General features: G+C 65.1%; 24 protein-coding genes and 2 tRNA genes. 9 read left to right on the top strand and 17 right to left on the bottom strand.

The window, feature by feature from the left end; translation table 11 throughout:
• The first annotated feature begins 36 nt into the window (after positions 1-36).
• Together ABD05_RS13705 and ABD05_RS13700 are read left to right on the top strand one after the other, a co-directional pair.
• On the top strand, positions 37-525 hold the full coding sequence (locus ABD05_RS13705; RefSeq protein WP_047900587.1) for a winged helix-turn-helix transcriptional regulator: 489 nt from the start codon (positions 37-39) through the stop codon (positions 523-525).
• Between the two features lie 330 nt (positions 526-855).
• The gene (locus tag ABD05_RS13700; RefSeq protein WP_034201824.1) at positions 856-1,479 is read left to right on the top strand and encodes a phospholipase D family nuclease; all 624 of its coding nucleotides are present in this window, start codon (positions 856-858) and stop codon (positions 1,477-1,479) included.
• A gap of 153 nt (positions 1,480-1,632) precedes the next feature.
• Here ABD05_RS13700 and ABD05_RS38910 read toward each other — a convergent pair whose 3' ends face one another.
• Positions 1,633-1,860, bottom strand: coding sequence for a hypothetical protein (locus ABD05_RS38910; protein WP_047900586.1), 228 nt, complete (start codon positions 1,858-1,860; stop codon positions 1,633-1,635).
• Between the two features lie 263 nt (positions 1,861-2,123).
• On the opposite strand from ABD05_RS38910, the gene ABD05_RS13690 reads away from it, so the two are divergent.
• Entirely contained in the window at positions 2,124-3,095 is a 972-nt protein-coding gene (locus ABD05_RS13690; RefSeq protein WP_047900585.1) for a sensor domain-containing diguanylate cyclase, read from the top strand.
• Between the two features lie 65 nt (positions 3,096-3,160).
• Here ABD05_RS13690 and ABD05_RS13685 read toward each other — a convergent pair whose 3' ends face one another.
• Positions 3,161-3,634 carry a VOC family protein gene (locus ABD05_RS13685; RefSeq protein WP_047900584.1) on the bottom strand — a complete coding sequence of 158 codons (474 nt, stop codon included), beginning with the start codon at positions 3,632-3,634 and terminating at the stop codon, positions 3,161-3,163.
• Positions 3,635-3,966: 332 nt separating this feature from the next.
• Complete coding sequence (locus ABD05_RS13680; RefSeq protein WP_047900583.1) at positions 3,967-4,275, bottom strand: hypothetical protein; 309 nt, start codon at positions 4,273-4,275, stop codon at positions 3,967-3,969.
• 196 nt (positions 4,276-4,471) lie between these two features.
• Here ABD05_RS13680 and ABD05_RS13675 point away from each other — a divergent pair, with 196 nt between their 5' ends.
• A complete protein-coding gene (locus ABD05_RS13675; RefSeq protein ID WP_047900582.1) occupies positions 4,472-5,215 on the top strand; it encodes a DUF695 domain-containing protein in 744 nt (247 codons plus the stop codon).
• Positions 5,216-5,638: 423 nt separating this feature from the next.
• On the opposite strand, the gene ABD05_RS38305 is transcribed toward ABD05_RS13675, so the two are convergent.
• On the bottom strand, positions 5,639-5,800 hold the full coding sequence (locus ABD05_RS38305) for a hypothetical protein (protein WP_158361588.1): 162 nt from the start codon (positions 5,798-5,800) through the stop codon (positions 5,639-5,641).
• A 199-nt stretch (positions 5,801-5,999) separates the two neighbouring features.
• On the bottom strand, positions 6,000-6,401 hold the full coding sequence (locus ABD05_RS13670) for a hypothetical protein (protein ID WP_047900581.1): 402 nt from the start codon (positions 6,399-6,401) through the stop codon (positions 6,000-6,002).
• A 313-nt stretch (positions 6,402-6,714) separates the two neighbouring features.
• Here ABD05_RS13670 and ABD05_RS13665 point away from each other — a divergent pair, with 313 nt between their 5' ends.
• The gene (locus ABD05_RS13665) at positions 6,715-7,179 is read left to right on the top strand and encodes a plasmid fertility inhibition factor family protein (protein ID WP_047900580.1); all 465 of its coding nucleotides are present in this window, start codon (positions 6,715-6,717) and stop codon (positions 7,177-7,179) included.
• Between the two features lie 95 nt (positions 7,180-7,274).
• On the opposite strand, the gene ABD05_RS13660 is transcribed toward ABD05_RS13665, so the two are convergent.
• From ABD05_RS13660 to ssuD, 9 genes are all read right to left on the bottom strand, one after another.
• Entirely contained in the window at positions 7,275-7,790 is a 516-nt protein-coding gene (locus tag ABD05_RS13660) for a GNAT family N-acetyltransferase (RefSeq protein WP_047900579.1), read from the bottom strand.
• 757 nt (positions 7,791-8,547) lie between these two features.
• A tRNA-His gene (locus ABD05_RS13655) sits at positions 8,548-8,623 on the bottom strand.
• A gap of 56 nt (positions 8,624-8,679) precedes the next feature.
• The gene (gene dusA, locus ABD05_RS13650) at positions 8,680-9,666 is read right to left on the bottom strand and encodes a tRNA dihydrouridine(20/20a) synthase DusA (protein WP_047900578.1); all 987 of its coding nucleotides are present in this window, start codon (positions 9,664-9,666) and stop codon (positions 8,680-8,682) included.
• 130 nt (positions 9,667-9,796) lie between these two features.
• On the bottom strand, positions 9,797-10,042 hold the full coding sequence (locus tag ABD05_RS13645) for a hypothetical protein (protein ID WP_047900577.1): 246 nt from the start codon (positions 10,040-10,042) through the stop codon (positions 9,797-9,799).
• A gap of 55 nt (positions 10,043-10,097) precedes the next feature.
• A complete protein-coding gene (locus ABD05_RS13640) occupies positions 10,098-10,295 on the bottom strand; it encodes a hypothetical protein (protein ID WP_047900576.1) in 198 nt (65 codons plus the stop codon).
• Positions 10,296-10,438: 143 nt separating this feature from the next.
• Positions 10,439-10,654 carry a TOBE domain-containing protein gene (locus ABD05_RS13635; protein WP_006400187.1) on the bottom strand — a complete coding sequence of 72 codons (216 nt, stop codon included), beginning with the start codon at positions 10,652-10,654 and terminating at the stop codon, positions 10,439-10,441.
• 55 nt (positions 10,655-10,709) lie between these two features.
• The gene (locus ABD05_RS13630) at positions 10,710-11,669 is read right to left on the bottom strand and encodes an ATP-binding cassette domain-containing protein (protein WP_047900575.1); all 960 of its coding nucleotides are present in this window, start codon (positions 11,667-11,669) and stop codon (positions 10,710-10,712) included.
• On the bottom strand, positions 11,666-12,478 hold the full coding sequence (gene ssuC / locus ABD05_RS13625; protein ID WP_047900574.1) for an aliphatic sulfonate ABC transporter permease SsuC: 813 nt from the start codon (positions 12,476-12,478) through the stop codon (positions 11,666-11,668). The genes ABD05_RS13630 and ssuC overlap by 4 nt, the downstream gene beginning before the upstream one ends.
• Positions 12,479-12,495: 17 nt before the next feature.
• Positions 12,496-13,653, bottom strand: a complete 1,158-nt coding sequence (ssuD, locus tag ABD05_RS13620) for an FMNH2-dependent alkanesulfonate monooxygenase (protein ID WP_047900573.1) — start codon at positions 13,651-13,653, stop codon at positions 12,496-12,498.
• Between the two features lie 341 nt (positions 13,654-13,994).
• Between ssuD and ABD05_RS13615 the strand changes: the two genes are divergently transcribed.
• A complete protein-coding gene (locus ABD05_RS13615) occupies positions 13,995-14,423 on the top strand; it encodes a hypothetical protein (RefSeq protein WP_047900572.1) in 429 nt (142 codons plus the stop codon).
• Positions 14,424-14,532: 109 nt separating this feature from the next.
• On the opposite strand, the gene ABD05_RS13610 is transcribed toward ABD05_RS13615, so the two are convergent.
• Genes ABD05_RS13610 through ABD05_RS13600 form a run of 3 tightly spaced genes read right to left on the bottom strand, consistent with a single transcriptional unit; the run spans position 14,533 to position 16,558 of the window.
• Positions 14,533-15,687, bottom strand: coding sequence for an enoyl-CoA hydratase/isomerase family protein (locus ABD05_RS13610; RefSeq protein WP_047900571.1), 1,155 nt, complete (start codon positions 15,685-15,687; stop codon positions 14,533-14,535).
• A gap of 31 nt (positions 15,688-15,718) precedes the next feature.
• Positions 15,719-16,057 carry a DMT family transporter gene (locus ABD05_RS13605; protein WP_047900570.1) on the bottom strand — a complete coding sequence of 113 codons (339 nt, stop codon included), beginning with the start codon at positions 16,055-16,057 and terminating at the stop codon, positions 15,719-15,721.
• Positions 16,058-16,060: 3 nt separating this feature from the next.
• Positions 16,061-16,558, bottom strand: coding sequence for a heme-degrading domain-containing protein (locus ABD05_RS13600; RefSeq protein ID WP_047900569.1), 498 nt, complete (start codon positions 16,556-16,558; stop codon positions 16,061-16,063).
• A 197-nt stretch (positions 16,559-16,755) separates the two neighbouring features.
• On the opposite strand from ABD05_RS13600, the gene ABD05_RS13595 reads away from it, so the two are divergent.
• The 3 genes from ABD05_RS13595 (at position 16,756) to aat (ending at position 18,337) form a co-directional block, all read left to right on the top strand.
• Positions 16,756-16,832 (top strand) — tRNA-Met (locus tag ABD05_RS13595).
• A 183-nt stretch (positions 16,833-17,015) separates the two neighbouring features.
• Positions 17,016-17,561 (top strand): NUDIX hydrolase, encoded by a 546-nt coding sequence (locus tag ABD05_RS13590; RefSeq protein WP_021161562.1) that lies wholly within the window; start codon positions 17,016-17,018, stop codon positions 17,559-17,561.
• Between the two features lie 11 nt (positions 17,562-17,572).
• On the top strand, positions 17,573-18,337 hold the full coding sequence (aat, locus tag ABD05_RS13585; protein WP_047900568.1) for a leucyl/phenylalanyl-tRNA--protein transferase: 765 nt from the start codon (positions 17,573-17,575) through the stop codon (positions 18,335-18,337).
• The last annotated feature ends 19 nt before the right edge of the window (positions 18,338-18,356 follow it).

The raw sequence follows: 18,356 nt of genomic DNA, 5'->3' as shown, positions 1-18,356 counted from the left end.
TTCGCTGAACCGCCGCAAGACGCAAGAGACTCGACGATGAAATGGGATGACATCGGCACGCTGAACTGTTCGGTCGCCCGCACGCTCGCCGTGCTCGGCGACCGCTGGACCATGCTGATCCTGCGCAACGCGTTCCTCGGCTGCCGTCGCTTCGACGCGTTCCAGGCACAGCTTGGCCTCACGCGCCATGTCCTGGCCGAACGCCTCGCGCGGCTCGTCGACGAGGGCGTGCTGGTCAAGCGCGCGTATCAGGAGCGCCCGCCGCGCTTCGAATACCGGTTGACCGAAAAAGGCCTCGACCTGTACCCGGCCCTGCTCGCGCTGATGGCGTGGGGCGACCGCTGGAAGGACGACGGCCAGGGGCCGCCGGTGCAATTGCGTCACCGGACCTGCGGCCAGCTGATGCATGCAGTTACCGTGTGCTCGGCCTGCGGCGAACCGCTCGATGCACGCGACGTGCAGCCTGAGCCTGGCCCCGGATGGATCGCACCCGACGAAGCCGGGGCGCCTGCCGCCAAGGATTGACGCGCGGCGCGCGCATGACCGTCTGACTCACGCGCACCACTTTTTGCACGCTTGTCTCTGTCACGGGCCACACCGAGCCCGCTCGACTGCACTCGCGCATTGCTTGCACGCCGGTATCCCGCAGCAGCGATACGCAATCGCACACCGTCGTCAGCAACATCCCCCCATCGACCTGATCGCACACGCGGATGCCACGAACGCAACTTTGCGTCATCGCGTCCGCCGCCGACGATCATCGCACGAGCAATCCATTCGCATCCGCACGTGACCGCGCCGCTGCGTCTGCGTTACACTCACGGCCCGCTGTCTCGAAATTGTTCGCTGTCCAAGATGTTGTCGCGCAATCGCCTCGCCGCTGCCTGCCTCGCCGCTTCTCTCCTCGCCACACCGTTCGCCGCCTTCGGCAAGACGCAAAGTGAATCGCTGCTCCAGCAGGCGATCGACTTGGTGTCGCGATGGCTGCCGGCGCCCACCCACGAAGCACCCGCGACGCAGGTGGTCGAATCGGCGTTCTCGCCCGACGGCGGCGCCGAGGCGCTCGTGCTGAAAGCGATCGGCGCCGCGCGCAGCTCGATTCGCGTCGCCGCGTATTCGTTCACGTCGCCGCCCGTCACGCGCGCGCTGCTCGCGGCAAAGCGACGCGGCGTCAACGTCGCCGTGGTTGTCGACGACAAGGGCAACCGCGCGAAGAGCAGCAAGCAGGCGCTGAACCTGCTAGTCAACGCCGGCATTCCGACGCGTACGATCGACGCCTATGCGATCCATCACGACAAGTACCTCGTGATCGACGCCGAGCACGTCGAGACCGGTTCGTTCAACTACAGCGCGTCAGCGGCCAGCCGCAATTCCGAGAACGTCGTCGTGGTGTGGAACAATCCGCAACTCGCATCTCGCTACCTCACGCACTGGCAAAGCCGCTTCGACCAGGGCACGCCGTACCGCTCCAGCTACTGACGCACGCCGCGCGCTTTCGCACGACCTTCGACACCTCGCATTCGATCCGCCGTGTTACCGATGATCGTCGAGTGTGGCGCGGGTATCAATTCGGCCGAATGGTCAGCACGCCGCCTCGCGCATCGAACGACACGCGCGACGGTCTGCGCGCGCTCAATGGATTTCGGGCAACCGCGCGGTCGCGGCACCGACCTGTGTGGTCGGCGCACAGCGGTTCGCGTGCCCGTCCACGCCGCTTGCCGACGACGTCGACAAGCCATGCGCGCCGCCCGGTAGCGCGCTGCTCACACAATCCGTGCTGAATGTCAGTGTGTTCTGAACCATCGGGTAAAGGAGATACAGCGCAAACGCGAGATACCCCGCGTACAGGATTCGAACCATGGTGCGATAGGATGCGATGAACGATTGGACTCGTCCTGTTTACGGCACCGCGACGAGCACCTTGAGGCATCGCGCAAACGGTCCCGCATCGGGACGCAACGCCGAGCCATGACGCCTGCTTCTCCCCGCATCCTCATCGATCCGGACAGAACCGAAAACGCCCGTCGCCGGACCCGCGGCTTGGCGACACGCCGAACAATGCGCATACTGTCCGACATACGATCCGATGACCGGCCTTGCAGCCGGGACAAGAGACAAAGCCCATGCAAATCGCACCGAAACCGGCCAACGAGGCGGCCCGGCTCGATACGCTTCATTCGCTCTCGATCCTCGACACGCCGCCCGAAGAACGCTTCGACCGCCTGACGCGTCTCGCGCGCCGGCTGTTCGACGTACCGATCGCACTCGTCAGCCTCGTCGACGAGAATCGCCAGTGGTTCAAGAGCCATGCGGGAATCGACGCCACGCAGACGTCGCGCGACGTGTCGTTCTGCGCCCACGCGCTGCTCGCGGGCGATACGATGGTGATCCAGGATGCGCTGAACGACAGCCGCTTCCACGACAACCCGCTCGTCACCGGCACGCCCGGCATCCGCTTCTACGCCGGCCGGCCGCTGGCAGCGCCGAACGGCGCGCCCGTCGGCACGCTGTGCCTGATCGACACGCGGCCGCGCTCGCTCGAACCCGACGAACTCGCGCTGCTCGGCGATCTCGCCCACATGACCGAACGCGAGATCGCCGCGATGCATTTCGCGACCACCGACGAGCTCACGCAACTGACGAACCGGCGCGGCTTCGAGATCTTCGCCCGCCACGTGCTGAGCCTGTGCGATCGCATGGGGCGTCACGCCGCGCTGCCGTTCTTCGACCTGAACGATTTCAAGGCGATCAACGACCGCTTCGGCCATGCCGAAGGCGACCGCGCGCTCAAGACCTTCGCCGATACGCTGACGGGCGCGCTGCGCGACAGCGACGTGATCGCCCGCCTCGGCGGCGACGAGTTCGTCGTGCTGTTGAGCGCCACCGATCCGGCCGACGTCGCGGAGCCGGTCGAACGCGTGACGCAGGCGCTTGCGTTGCGCAACGCAGCCGACGCACGCGGCTACGCGATCCGGTTCAGCGTCGGCCACGTCGACTACGATCCCGCGCGCCATCACGTCGTCGCCGACCTGCTCGCATCGGCCGATCACCGGATGTACGAGGACAAGCAGCGCGGCAAGACGGCCGGCACATAACCGCGGAAAAACGGGCGCGTGCGGATGCCGCCGCGCAACCGTTCAACCGCGGTTGCCTGGCTGCGTCAGCTTCCGCACGGCGGCGCGCTGGCCATTGCCGCCGCGATCTGCTCGGGCGTCAGGTCGCGCTGATGCGTCGCGAGCGACCAGCGATGCCCGAACGGATCCTCGACCTGCCCATAGCGATCGCCCCAGAACATGTCGGCGGCCGGCATCGTGACCGTCGCACCGGCCGCGACAGCCTTCGCGATCGCCGCATCGGTGTCCGGCACGTACAGGTGCAGGCAGACGGCAGTGCCTTTCAGCGCCTTCGGCCCGAGCGCGCCGTGCTCGGGCATTTCGTCCACCAACATCAGTGTCGAATCGCCAATCGCGAGGCACGCGTGCGCGAGCCTGCCGTCAGGCATCGGCAGGCGAAACTGCTCGCTCGCATTGAATGCGCGCTTGTAGAAGTCGATGGCTGCGGCTGCGCCGGCGCAGATCAGGTGCGGCGTCAGCGTGCGCATCCCTTCCGGGATCGGTTTGACGGACGTGGACATGGGTGTCGCTCCTTCAGTCGGTTGTCGTATCGGAAAACGGGACGGACGCGCGATGCGCACGCCTCCGATGCTACGACGGACGAACCCGACGGAAATCGACACGGCGCCCGACATTTTTTTGTTTTCTCGAGTGCCGGGGCGCTCCGGTCGCGCCAATCGGGCGCCATCAGCCCGTTCGGTCGACCCGTCAAACTGTTCGGCGCGATCGGCAATGCAGCATGGCCGGGTATCCGTTACTACGCGTCGCGATCGACGTTGTGCGAGCGGCCGGTCGGTCGCGCGTGGCAATCACTTCGGCTGCGCACGCTGCCGGCAGCGCGTTGCCGATCCGGTCAGATCTGCGGAAGATCCCGCAACGTGCGCGACTCGCTCGTCGCATCGATGTCGAGCTCGATGCCTTCCGACGCATCGCGGTACAGCACGCGTTTCAGCCTGGGCCCGACCGCGGTACCGTCCGACTCCGAGAAGATCGCGCGGACATCATTGCCGGACGCGAGTGCGTGCGCCACTTCCGCCACCGGCGCCTCGCTCGGCGTCGCCGCCCACGACCGGTCGGCCGGATTCACGGCCGCCCAGCGCACGTGCGTCACGCGCGCGCTGAGCGGATCGATTCGGACACCATTCACCGCAAACATCGACATCGGATTCTCCTTCGAAATTTTTGCGGTCCGCTGTTGCGGCCCGTCACGCACATGCACCGGGTCACGGGCAGCCCCGGATATCGCATACGTTACCAGCAGGATTTGCCATCACGCGCTTCTCCGGCCAACGCGATTTTCGATGATACATTGGGACGCTTTGCAACCGTCAACAGACAATCGTGTACGGGAGAAACACATGACCGACGCCTGGGGAACCTTCCCTGCCAGAATGGGCGACCATCAGGCTTTCATCAGCTTCAACCACAGCTTCGCGGAAATCGCCGAAGGCGATCCGCGCACGTCGCTGCTCAGCGTGCGCGTCCCCTTTGCGCATCCGACGCCTGAAGGACTGCCGGCCGGCGACGAATTCGCCGACCTCGCGAAGATCGAGGATCTGCTGGACGCCACGATCACCGCGAAAGGCGGCGTGCAGGTCGGCCGCATCACCGTCGACGGCAACCGGGATTTCCTCTTTTACGTGCCGTTCGACGAAGAGGCAGCAGCCGAGATCGTCGACTCGCTGGCCGAACAGACGACCTACGCACTTCAATACGCACACCAGGACGATCCGGACAAGGAAGCGTACTGGCAGACCCTTTACCCGACCGACGACGACTGGCAGATCATGCGCGACATGCGCGTGCTGGATGCGCTGCGGCAGAAAGGCGACGCCAGCGACGTGAACCGGCGCGTAATGCACTGGGCGTACTTCCAGGACCCGAGCGACGCACACCAGTTCGCGGACTGGGCCGAAGCGAAAGGCTATCCGGTCGAATCGGTCGCGCCGACCGAAGACGGCAAGTCGGCCGTACGGTTTTCGCACGAAGGCACCATGGCGTTGGCCGACATCACGCGCCATACGATCGCGATCAATCGCGAGGTGCGTTCGCTCGGCGGTGAATACGACGGATGGGAAACCAGCGTCGAACAGGCTGGCTGAGCGGATCGACATACCCGCTGCGCGCGACGTGATGCGATGCGTTCGGCGCAAAAAACTCCCGGCAGCGCGGCTGCACGCCGCCGGGATCAAGGCATCGCCGGCCGAAACCGGCGATGGGCCTGAGGGTTCGCTCAGGCACGAGGAAAGCGATTCGTGCGGACCAGGCGAACGGATGCCGGAGTGCGCCTGATGCAACTGCGCAGCCTGCCGAACGCCTGACCGGTTCCGCCGACGCAACTCTGCGGCGTCGGTCGGTCAAAAAGCCCCCGCTCCTGCACGAGCGAGCGGGGAAACGGTTGACCGGGCCGGGGAAGAACGGTCAACCGGCCAAATTGTGATTGCAGGTCGCGCGACGGTCTGTGCGGCAACTCACCCTTTGGTGACAATGTGGCGGCATCAGGCAGGGCCGCGAGCTGCCCGGCGTCACGGTCCGAGCTCGACACCGGCGGACGGCGCGAGCATCACCACGATGACGGGCAACAGCACCACCGTCCCGATCATCATCACGCCATCGGCTGCGAGCGTGACGGGCGCCGCGAGCACGCGAACGGTCTTGCCCGCCGTCAGCAGCGTTCTTCTTTTCATGTTTGGTGTTCTATTTTGTTTTAGTTCTGGCGGATGTTTTCAGACCCGGCCCAGTTTCCGGTAAGTCGCGGGCGATGTCAAAGCAGGGTTATTCTATTTTTTCGAATGATTTGATTTCGGCTTAATTTTCTGCACCGAATTTCGTGAAACCAGGTTTCGCGAATGCAATAACCTGCGTCAGGGAACCCCGGTTTCGTCATCAGGGTGAGCCGCTGGAAAACCAGTCGACGACCATATCGATCCAGTCGACATCGCTGGCTATTTCGATAACGGTTTCGCCGACGATTTCGGCAGTCGATGGGGCCGTTGCCACCACCGCCCCTGTCGAGGCAACCGCGCTTGCCTTCGCAATTTCGGCCGACGCACCGGACCTCGGGTCGGCAAGCCGCTCCAGCCAGTCGACGATATTTGCGCGCGCATCCTCTTCGTCGGCGAAGTCATTCCGCTCGAGAAAGCGGTCGAACACGATCCACGCGAGCGTCTTGCTTCGCGAAGCAGACTTCAGTTTCCGGTCGACAACGCACGTCCGGCCGGACTCCCTGATTTCGAGCGTCGCTGTGAAACAGTAATCGAGATATTCGATTTCAAGTTTCGACGACATGGTTTTCTCCGGTCAATCTGCCCTCTCTGTTCTTTTGACGATCCGCGGCGGCCCGGCTTCGCGACACTGCATGAAGCCCGCGTGAATTTCGCGCCGCGCGTCCTTTCCGCTGGCAGTATCGCGATATTCCCGCAAGCTGCCGATATCGACCACCGACGCATGACAGCATCCGCTTTGCCAAACGTTCCTTCTGCGCTTCCGGTTCCGCGGTGAATCGTTCCGTTTCCCTATTCCGGGTATCGATTTGCTCCGTTGTTGCAATCGCGCTGCTAAACTCCGGCCACGAAGACCGCTTGCGCCACCAAAGGAAATAATGACGCTCGCCCGCGCACAACAGAACGGCGTAGATGTCTGGATTGTCCAGCTTCCCGGGCACGCCCCCTATGCCTATACGCACCTCAAGCGGGTATTCGCGTCCGACGACTCGCGACATCGGGTCGTGACGATCGACCTGAAGAAATTGCTGACCTGCGCCGACCGCGACACGACCGACTACGTGCTGCCGTCAGTGCAGTACTGGGCGCCCGGAAAAGCGGCGGGTATTCGCGAATTCCTCGATCCGGACCAGGACAGAATTCCGGACATGCCGTTCATCACGTTTCGCGAAACGAGAACGCGAACACTGCTCGGCATTCCCGGCCTGTCGAAAGTCGGTGTCGCGTCGTTCCGCAACGGCCAGCATCGCGCACGCTATCTTGCCTATGCAGGCGCGACAACGATACCCGTCGAGATCCACGAGACAGAGGCCGATTTGCTTGTGCGGTATTGCGGCGAGTAACGACGGAACACATTCCGCTTTCGCCCGGCGTGACATCGTAGCGGCCGGAAGTGGCGGCCTGTCGCGAGATCGTTCGTCCGGATGCCCGCAGGCCTTTAGGCTTGTATCGCATAGATCCGATCGGTAACCTCCGTCTGGCCGATCCGGCTCGTTTCGATACCGGCCAATTGCCAGCCGTTGTGCTCATAGAAGCCGATCGCACGGACGTTACCTTCCAGCACCTGCAGATGGACCTTGTCCGCGCCGATCGTCCGGGCCCACATGCGAACGGCTTCGATCATGCGTTTGCCCGTACCGCTGCCGTGATGCGAAGGATGAACGTGCAGGCAGTCGAGCAGCACGCCGAGCGCGGGGTCGACAGGACGTTCGGCACTGACGAAGCCGACGGGCTCGCCATCCGACTCGGCGATCAGCACGAGGCCCCACTCGTCTTCATTGCGGTCGAGATATTTCCGCCAACGGACCGCGTGCTCCGTCGGCACCTCGTCGGACAGATAGGTCGCCGGAAGGATATGGCTGTATGCGGTTTGCCAACTCAGGGTGTGCAGGCGAGCGATGAGGGGCGCGTCGTGCGTTGTCGCGGCGCGAAGCGTGGTCCGGGTTTCCGGCATGGGTGGGTGACTCCTTCTGCTTGTTTTCGTGATCGGCATGGCTCGTCGCAACATACACCGTCCTTTGCGGGATGCGAAGTTCGCCACGAACCCGATGCAGTCGTCCGGCGTGAGTGCGATGTCGCCGTCGATGCAATCGCATCAATGCGCATCCGTCGAACTCGGCGTCGAAATCGCATGTTGTGACGGCCCGCGTTCGGGGCATCGGCGCGCAGGCAAAAAAAATCCCGACACCTTCATTGGTCGTCGGGATCGAACGGCCCTGCAAAGCATGAGGGCACGAGGAAGGCATACATTACATCAATGCAAGAGTGTTGCGCTTTGTCGGTTCGTGCCAACGTCCTGCTCTATTCCGCCAAGTTTTCAGTCCGCAGCTACCGTAAACGAAAAAAGCCTGCTCGCGCGAAACGCGAGCAGGCAAGAAAACGGATCAGCATTCGAGGCACGAGGGCTGTCCTAGGAAGATAACGGCACTGCGCGCGCGAACCTTAGCCGAGAATGCCGCGTCGCTCGCGGATTGCTGTGCGCGTGTTGTCAACGAAGCGCCGAGGAAAGACGACGCACATCTGGTCCTGGCTCGTCGACGGTTTTGCGATCCGCGCCGGCGACATCGCAAACACGAAAAGAAGCGGTGCTATACGCGCTATACAGCCCCTCGTTGAAGATGCTTTGACGACAACCGGCTACACGGTGGTTATACGGACGCCAGAAAGCAAAAAGCCCGGTTCGATGAACCGGGCTTTTTGCTTGAATTTTTTGGGGTGGCTGATGGGACTCGAACCCACGACGACAGGAATCACAATCCTGGACTCTACCAACTGAGCTACAGCCACCACTGATACTGCTTTCTGCTCTTCGCTGTTTTTGTTTCAGCAGCGAAGAAGCAAGATTATACGAAGTCTTTTGAATCTTGCAAAGCCTTTTTTTCAAAAATTTCTTCGACTTCGTTCAGATGCGCGCGCGCCTCGTCGAACACGGCCAGATCGCCGCGCGCGAGCTTCTTGTTGTCGGACAGCACCCGACGCCAGCCGCGTGCGCCGGGCATGCCGCGATACAGCCCGAGCGCATGCCGCACGATCGCGCCGAGGTAGGTCCCGCGCTTCAGCTCAGCCGCGCAGTATTCGATCAGTTGCGCTTCCGCTTCTTCACGCGTCGGCACCGCGCCCGTCGATCCGTAGAAGCGCGCATCGACCTCCGCGAGTACGTACGGGTTGTGATACGCCTCGCGGCCGAGCATCACGCCATCGACATGCTCGAGATGCTGCGCAACCTCGTCGAGCGTCTTGATGCCACCGTTGATGACGATCTCCAGCGACGGAAAATCGCGCTTCAACTGATACGCATAGTCGTACTTGAGCGGCGGGATCTCGCGATTCTCCTTCGGCGACAGCCCCTTCAGGATCGCGTTACGGGCATGCACGACGAACGTTTCGCAGCCGGCCTCGGCCACCGTGCCGACGAAGTCGCGCACGAACGCGTAGTCCTCCACTGCATCGACACCAATCCGATGCTTGACCGTGACCGGCACCGACACCGCATCGCGCATCGCCTTCACGCAGTCGGCGACGAGCTGCGGCTCGTTCATCAGGCACGCGCCGAACGCGCCGCGCTGCACACGCTCGGACGGACATCCGCAGTTCAGGTTGATCTCGTCGTAGCCCCACTGCTCGCCGAGCTTCGCGGCGCGCGCGAGATCGTCGCGTTCGCTGCCGCCAAGCTGCAGCGCGACCGGCGATTCGTTCGGCGTGAACGCGAGATGCCGCTGGGCATCGCCGAACAGCAGCGCACCCGTCGTGATCATCTCCGTATACAGCCACGTATCGCGCGTCAGCGTACGGTGGAACGACCGGCAATGGCGGTCGGTCCAGTCGAGCATGGGCGCGACGGAGACGCGGCGGGAAGGAAGCGAGGACGGTACGGACATGGAATTCGGGCAACAGGCCAGGCGGCGCGGAAACAACCCGGCATTTTACCGCAACCCGGGCCTTACCTGCCCGGCAGCCGCGCTACCCCTCGCCCAGTTCCGCATCGACCGCCTGCCGCGCCTCGTCAAGCACACGCTCGATCACGCGCCGTTCGGTCAGCAGCAGCCCGTCGACCTTGACGAGCCGCCAGTCGATCCGCACGGCGTCGCCCTGCAGCACGCGGTAGTGCGCATGCTCGCCGTCCCAGACCTGCTCGGTCTTCACCTCGATCTCGAAGCCGCGGTACGGCTCGCTGAAATCGCCGAGGTCGCTGCCTCTCGGTTCCATCGCACGCTCCGTGGCGACGCGGCGCCAGGCCGCCCGTGCAGCCGGCACCGTGCGCTCAATCGTATTCGTCGGATAAAAAGGCTTTGCCATCGGCAGTCAGGTCGACGCGGTCGGCCGCCGCCTGATAGATCAGCCCCTCGTTCAGCAACGCATAGACGACGTCGTCGAACGCAGCGGGAACCGGCCGGCTTTCGCCGAACTGGTCGATCCACTTCAGCGCCTCGATGGCTTCGGGGGAAAGGATGGGGGTCATGCGTTGCCCTCCGGCATCGGTGTCGTTCCATCCTAACACTTCATCCGGACGCCGAATACCGAGGCAAACGCGCTGCGGGAATGCCGGACGACGCCAACGGGCAGGCTGCCCGCCGGCGCCGTACCGGGTCAGGAAGCGCGCGGTCAGAGACGCGCGATCGATACCTCGGTCGACTTCACGAGCGCGACGACTTCCGCACCGACCTTCAGTTCGAGTTCGTCGACCGAGCGGGTCGTGATCACCGACGTGACGATGCCGAACGGCGTCTCGACGTCGACCTCGGACACCACCGGCCCGCGAATGATCTCCTTCACCTTGCCCTTGAACTGGTTACGCACGTTGATTGCAGTGATGCTCATCGGGTTGATCGCTCCGAAGAAAAAGTCTCAGAACGGGCGGCCGGAGCCGCCCGGATTAAACGGCCCAGCGGATCTGCCCGACCGGTCGAACGTTGTCTGCTTCATGCACTACGCCCTGTTCTGCCGCGCCAGGCCCGCCGGCGAGCACGCGCTTCAGCACGCGATCTTCCAGCGCCGCAAACGCCGCCGATGCGCGGGCGCGCGGCCGGTCGAGCGGTACGGCCTGGTCGAGCGCCACGCGCCCCTGCTCGATGAGCAGGATGCGGTCGCCGAGCGCGACAGCCTCCTGCACGTCGTGCGTGACGAGCAGCGCGGTGAACCGATGCTCGCGCCACAACCGCTCGATCAGCGCATGCATCTCGATGCGGGTCAGCGCGTCGAGTGCGCCGAGCGGCTCGTCGAGCAGCAGCAGTTGCGGCCGGTGCACGAGCGCGCGCGCCAGTGACACACGCTGCCGCTGGCCGCCCGACAGTTGCGCGGGCCAGTCGTTCGCCCGTTCCAGCAGACCGACTTCGTCGAGCACCGCGCGTGCGTCGTCGCGCGCACCGCGCCCGAGGCCGAGCATCACGTTCTGCAGCACGGTCTTCCACGGCAACAGGCGCGCATCCTGGAACATGATCCGCGTATCGAGCGCGCCGCCGCCCTCGCCGCGCGTCACGAGCGCACCGCTGCTCGGCTGCTCGAGTCCCGCGACGAGACGCAGCAGCGTCGACTTGCCGCAACCGCTGCGGCCGACGATCGCGACGAAGCTGCCGCGCGCGATGCCGAGTTCGACGTTGTCGAGTACCGTGCGCGTGCCGAAGCGCTTGCTGACGCCCGACAGCGTCACCGCATCGTCGGGTGCCGGGCTTCCCGCGCGCCGCCGCGCGAGCGGAACGACGGATGCGCTGCCGTCACGATCGAGAATCGCCGCGTCTCGCGCGTCGCCGTCCGCGACGCGCGCCTGCGCGAGCTCGACCTCGAGGTCTGCGCCGGCGAGCGGGCCGTAGGCGGCCGCCGAAGTCGTCGCATTCATGCCTTTGCTCCTGATTGGTAAGCGGGGTGCCAGCGCAGCGTCACGCGCTCGAGCCATTTCGCCAGCACATCGGCCAGCTTGCCGAGCACCGCGTACAGCAGGATGCCGACCACGACCACATCGGTTTGCAGGAATTCACGCGCGTTCATCGTCATGTAGCCGATGCCCGATTGCGCAGAGATGGTTTCCGCGACGATCAGCATCACCCACATCAGCCCGAGCGCGAAACGCACGCCGACGAGGATCGACGGCAACGCTCCGGGCAGGATCACGTCGCGGTACAGCGCGAAGCCGCGCACGCCGTAACTCTTCGCCATCTCGATCAGGTTCGCGTCGACCGAGCGGATCCCGTGATACGTGTTGATGTAGACCGGGAAGAACACCCCGAGCGCGACGAGGAACAGCTTCGCCTTCTCGTCGATGCCGAACCACAGGATCACGAGCGGAATCATCGCGAGCGCCGGGATGTTGCGGATCATCTGGATCGTCGAATCTAGCGCGACCTCGGCGGCCTTCGACAGGCCGGTCGCAAGCCCCAGTGCGAGACCGACGCCGCCGCCGATTGCAAAACCGAACAGCGCGCGCCACGTGCTCACCTTCACGTTCGCCCACATTTCGCCCGACGTCACGAGCGACCACGCCGCCCGCACGACCGCAACCGGCTCGGGCAGCACGCGGGTCGACAGCCAGCCGGTGCGCGCGCCGACTTCCCATGCAACCAGCAGCGCGAGCGGTACGAGCCACGGCGCGACGCCGCGCCATGCGCGGGCGGCCACGACGCCACCCGTTGTCGACGTTTTCGTTGTCATAGCAGGCCTCCCTTCGCTCAGCTCTGGCTCGCCTTCGGCAGATAGCTGTTGCCGACGATCTCGCCGAACGGCCCCGACAGCGGGCCGGCCGGCCGCTCCGCGCCCTTGCCCTTGATCAGCGGGAACACGAGTTCGGCAAAGCGATACGACTCCTCGAGGTGCGGGTAGCCGGACAGGATGAACGTCTCGATACCGAGATCCGCGTATTCGCGCATGCGTTCGGCGACCTGCTCGGGATTGCCGACGAGTGCCGTGCCCGCACCGCCGCGCACGAGGCCGACGCCGGCCCACAGGTTCGGATACACCTCGAGCGCCTCGCGGCCGCCGCGCTTGCCGCCGTGCAGTGCAGCCATCCGGCGCTGGCCTTCGGAATCCATGTTCGCGAATGCCTTCTGCGCACGAGCGATCGTTTCATCGTCGAGGCGACTGATCAGGCGCTCGGCGTCACGCCATGCTTCGTCCTCGGTCTCGCGCACGATCACGTGCAGTCGAATGCCGAACTTGATCTTGCGGCCTCGCGCCTCCGCGCGGGCGCGGATGTCGGCGATCTTCTTCGCGACGGCCTCGGGCGGTTCACCCCAGGTCAGATAGGTATCGATGTGATCGGCCGCGATCGCGTGCGCGGCCGGCGACGAGCCGCCGAACCACAGCGGCGGATGCGGGCGCTGCACGGGCGGATAAAGCGCCTTGCCGCCCTTCGACTGCAGATGCTTGCCGATGTAGTCGAAGCCGCCGTTGTCGTGCGACGCGGCAAGCAGCCCGCGCCAGATGTTCAGGAAGTCGTCGGTGATCTCGTAACGCGTATCGTGATCGGCGAACAGGCCGTCGCCTTCGAGTTCGGCCGCATCGCCGCCCGTCACGACGTTGATCAGCAGGCGGCCGCCCGACAGGCGGTCGAACGTCGCGGCCATGCGTGCCGACAGCCCCGGCGACGCGATGCCGGGACGGATTGCAACCAGGAACTTCAGGCGCTGCGTCGCCGGAATGAGGCTCGATGCAACGACCCACGCATCTTCGCAGGAACGGCCGGTCGGCAGCAGCACGCCTTCGTACCCAAGCGTGTCGGCCGCGACGGCGACCTGCTTGAAATAGTCGTAATCCGCGGCGCGCGCGCCTTCGGCCGTGCCGAGGTAGCGGCTGTCGCCATGCGTGGGGATAAACCAGAACACATTCATCTGCTGCTCCTGCTTGACTGTTCTTGCCGAAATCTGGAAAAAACGTCTCCCTGCTCGCGTCGCGGATGAGCGGCGCATGCATGGTGTGCGTTCGAATCGGGATGGTTCGCCGGTCAGGCCGTGCAGCGGGCGAATACGCGATTGCACGGCTGTTTCTGGGAAATCAGTCTAGGGATCGGTGCAGGGCTTTGGAACGATTTTTTTGAGCTTAGGTTTTCCGCTTTCGTGATTAGCACGACGCTGGAGCGAATATCGCGGCGGCCGGGCCCTATAATGACGCACCAATCCGAATAACTCCGCGCGTACGGCCCCGGCCGGGCGCGCCTGCGGTGCACTCATCGATGCAGAAAGTCATCCTGCCGTTCCTGTCCGGCTTCCTTGCCGCCCTGTTCTTTCGCGAGGCCACGCTCGCACTCCTTCACACAGCGGACCTGATCGCCGCGACCGGCTTCTCGACGCAGCCGTTCGCGCCGCTCGGCATTCCTGAATTTGTCGCGAACGCGCTGATCAGCGCGTGCTGCGCGATCCCGATGGCATGGCTGTTGCGCGTGTCGCCGGAACGCGAGGCGTCGTGGATCGGCGCACTCATGTTCGGCGGCATCGTGCTGACTGCAGCACGCGTGTTCGCGATCGATCCGCTGCGCGGCATCTGGCCGTCGGGCAACATGATGCCCGTGCTCGCGGCCGGCTTCGCGGCGAACGCGGTGTGGGGCTTCGGCGCGCTCGTGTTCATGCGCGCGTTCATGTCGGACAACGCGGGCGACGCGTAACGCAGGAACGGGCTCTGCGCCCTTCGAACGCAGATCGATCGACATCCATAAACGAACAGGCCGCCTGCATGTGTGCAGGCGGCCTGTTCGTTTCTGTCTCGCGCTTCGGTCAGTCCTTCAGGTGCCGCAGCGGATGCGTGTCGGGCGTCCACGGGCTGTCGAACATCGCGAGCACGTCTGTCCGATCGATGTCGGCGGCCGACCTGAAGCGCCAGACCGGCTGGTGATCCTTGTCGACGATCAGCGCACGCACACCTTCGATCACGTCGCCGCGCGCGAACGTCGAGCGCGTGAGATCGAGATCGCGTCGCAGACAATCGGCCATCGTCGCGCCACGTGCGCGTTCGACGACCTCGAGCGACACGGCCATCGACAGCGGCGACAGTTGGCCGCGCATCGCATGGGTCGCCTTCTCGATCCATCCATCGACGGTCGCGCAATCCGGCTCGGCATCGAGCGATGCGAGGATCGCGTTGATGTCGGGCTGCGCGAAATGGCGGTCGATCCCGGCGCGCGCATCGGCCAGCGCCGACGTGTCCGGTGTCGGCACGACCTTGTGCGCGGCAGCCGCGTCGGCCACGCAGGCGACGGCCTGCGCACCGCTGTCGATGCGCGCGCTGCGCAGCGTGTCGAGCAGCGCCGGCAGCGCGGCATCGGGCAGATAGACGTCGGCGAGCTGCGCGTACAGCGCACCGGCCGCATCGAGCGTCGCACCCGTCACGGCAAGATAGCGGCCGATCGCACCGGGCGTGCGCGCGAGAAACCAGCTCATCCCGACGTCCGGGAACAGCCCGATGCGCGTTTCGGGCATCGCCATCTTCGTCGAGTCGGTCACGACGCGCAGGCCGCCCGTATGCCGCGCTGCCTGCGAAATACCCATGCCGCCGCCCATCACGACGCCGTGCATCAGCGCGATATAAGGCTTCGGAAACGTGAAGATCGCATGGTTCAGCGTGTATTCGTCGATGAAGAACGTGTCGACCGCGTCGCGGTCGCCGCGCTGCCACGCCTCGTGGAAGAAGCGCACGTCGCCGCCCGCGCAGAAGGCGCGCGGGTGCGGACTGTGCACGACGACCGCAACGACCTCCGGATCGTCGCGCCATGCGTCGAGCGCCTGCTGCATCAGCCGGATCATGCCGACCGACAACGCGTTCAGCGCCTTCGGCCGGTTCAGTTCGAGAAAGCCGATGCGGTTCGCGACATAGGCGCGCACGTCGGGCTGGGCGGATTCGGCGGCGACAGCGGCGGAAGTGGAATCGGTCATGAGGGCCATCCGGCAAATGGCAGTCGCACGTTCAGTGCGCCTGCATCTTCGAGAACAGGTTCAGCACCACGACGCCCGCGATGATCAGCCCGAGGCCGATCACTGCCGGTACGTCCGGCACCTGGCGATAGAGCAGCATCGCGACGAGCGTGATCAGCACGATGCCAGCGCCCGACCAGACTGCATAGATGATGCCGACGGGCATCGTGCGCAGCGTCAGCGACAGGCAGTAGAACGCGATGCCGTAACCGGCGACAACGAGCGCCGACGGCCAGAAGCGCGTGAAGCCGTCCGCCGCGCGCAGCGCGGACGTGCCGACCACTTCCGCGACGATCGCGATCGCGAGCCAGGCGTATCCGGGAAGCTGCATCGCTCAGCTCCTCGCGAGGGCCAGCACGGCGTAGTCCTGGCCGAGCTCGGCACACAGCGCCTCGACGACGAATTCGTGGTCGGCGCGCTGCGGCAGCCCCGACGCGGTGATCGACCCGATCACGCCGGCGCCCGCGACGGTCAGCGGAAACGAACCGCCATGCGGCGAATATTCGGCGATCGGCAACCCGTGCTTGTCCGCCAGCGTGGCGCCGGCCTGCTGCATGCGCAGGCCGATCGCATACGAGCTGCGCCGGAAATGCGCGACGACGTTGCGCTTGCGGCGGACCCAGTCGGCGTTGTCGGGCGTCGCACCGGCGAGCGCCGCGTGGAACAGCGGCTGGCCGAACGTGACGATGTCGATCGCGATCGCATGGCCGCGCGACGTCGCGAGCGCATGCATCCGGTTGCCGAGCGCCCATGCGCGGGCGGGGTCGAAATGGGGAAACACGAGCGCCTGTTCCTGCGCGCCGATCGATTGAAGATCGTGAGCGATGTCCATGAATCCGTCGATGCAATAAGGTGAGTCGCAACGGTGCCGATGCGATCGCGCACGGCGCCGCTGCCGAAGAGACGAAACAAACCGCTCGATTCTAGCGCACGCGCCCACGGTACCGTCCCCACGAGACGCGACACGCGATTGTCAGAAAGTGCTTGCACGCGTCAGGGGAACTCCTTATAATTCATTTCTTCGACGGACGCGGGGTGGAGCAGTCTGGCAGCTCGTCGGGCTCATAACCCGAAGGTCGTAGGTTCAAATCCTACCCCCGCAACCAACCCGTCCAGAATCATGCAAAAAGCCCGGTCTCGTACCGGGCTTTTTGCTTTTCCGCACCCGATCCCCGCCCCCTCTTCGCCCACGCACGCCGCGTCGCGCGGCACGCCGCCCGCATGCGCAGGCGTTCAAGAATGCCGCGCCCCGGTGATACACTCGCATCACCTCGTCCCTTCCACTCGACATGAAATTCTGCTCCGTCTGCGGTCACGAAGTCATCGCGCGCATTCCTCCCGGCGACAACCGCGAGCGATTCGTCTGCGATCACTGCGGCACGATCCATTACCAGAATCCGCGCAACGTCGTCGGCACGGTCCCGGTCTGGGGCGATCAGATCCTGCTGTGCCGCCGCGCGATCGAACCGCGCTACGGGTTCTGGACGCTGCCCGCGGGCTTCATGGAAATGGGCGAGACGACGGCCGAAGCCGCCGCGCGCGAAACGCTCGAGGAAGCCGGCGCGCGCGTCGAGGTGCAGAACCTGTTCACGCTGCTCAACGTGCCGCACGTGCACCAGGTTCACCTGTTCTACCTCGCGCGGCTCACCGATCCGGGTTTCGAAGCTGGCGAGGAAAGCCTCGAAGTGAAGCTGTTCGACGAGGCCGACATCCCGTGGGACGAAATTGCGTTCCCGACCGTCAGCCAGACCCTGCGATTCTTCTTCGCCGATCGCGCCGCGGGCGACTACGGCGTGCACACCGGCGATATCTTCCGCTCGCTGCGCAACGGCTGAGCCCGCCCCCCATGGTCCCCTGGCTCGGCCCGGACGATCCGTTTCCACCCATCGAACGCGCGCTCGGTCCCGCGACCGGCGCGCCCGGACTGCTCGCCGCGAGCGCCGACCTGCTGCCGTCGCGCCTCATCGACGCGTACCTGCGCGGCATCTTCCCGTGGTACTCGGACGGCCAGCCGGTGCTGTGGTGGAGCCCCGACCCGCGCATGATCCTCGTGCCGACCGAATTCAAGGTGTCGCCGTCGCTGCGCAAGACGCTTAAGCGCGTGCAGCGCGACCCTGCATGGGAAGTGCGCGTCGATCACGACTTCCCGGGCGTGATGCGCGCCTGCGCGCAGGCGCCGCGCCGCGGGCAGCGCGGCACGTGGATCACGGCCGAGATCATCGACGCCTACACCACGCTCTACCGCTCCGGCAACGCGCACAGCATCGAGACGTGGCACGACGGGCGCCGTGTCGGCGGCCTGTACGGCGTGTCGTTCGGGCGGATGTTTTTCGGCGAGTCGATGTATGCGGATGCCACCGACGCATCGAAAATCGCGCTGGCCACGCTCGTCGCCCACCTTCGCGGCCAGGGGCTGGAGATGATAGACTGCCAGCAGAATACGTCGCATCTAGCGTCGCTCGGCGGCCGCGAGATCGCACGCAAGGCCTTTGTCGCTCACGTGCGCAGCGCGGTAGCCGAACCGCCGATTCCGTGGCAGTTCGACAAGCGCGTGCTCGCCGCGCTGACGGGCCCCGCCGAAACGGCGGCGCCCTCCGGGATCGAGCGCTAGCGCGGCACTCCTTCCCTGC

Source organism: Burkholderia pyrrocinia (genome assembly GCF_001028665.1).
GTDB classification, from domain to species: Bacteria; Pseudomonadota; Gammaproteobacteria; order Burkholderiales; family Burkholderiaceae; genus Burkholderia; species Burkholderia pyrrocinia.
This window is presented reverse-complemented; position numbering and strand designations above follow the sequence as displayed.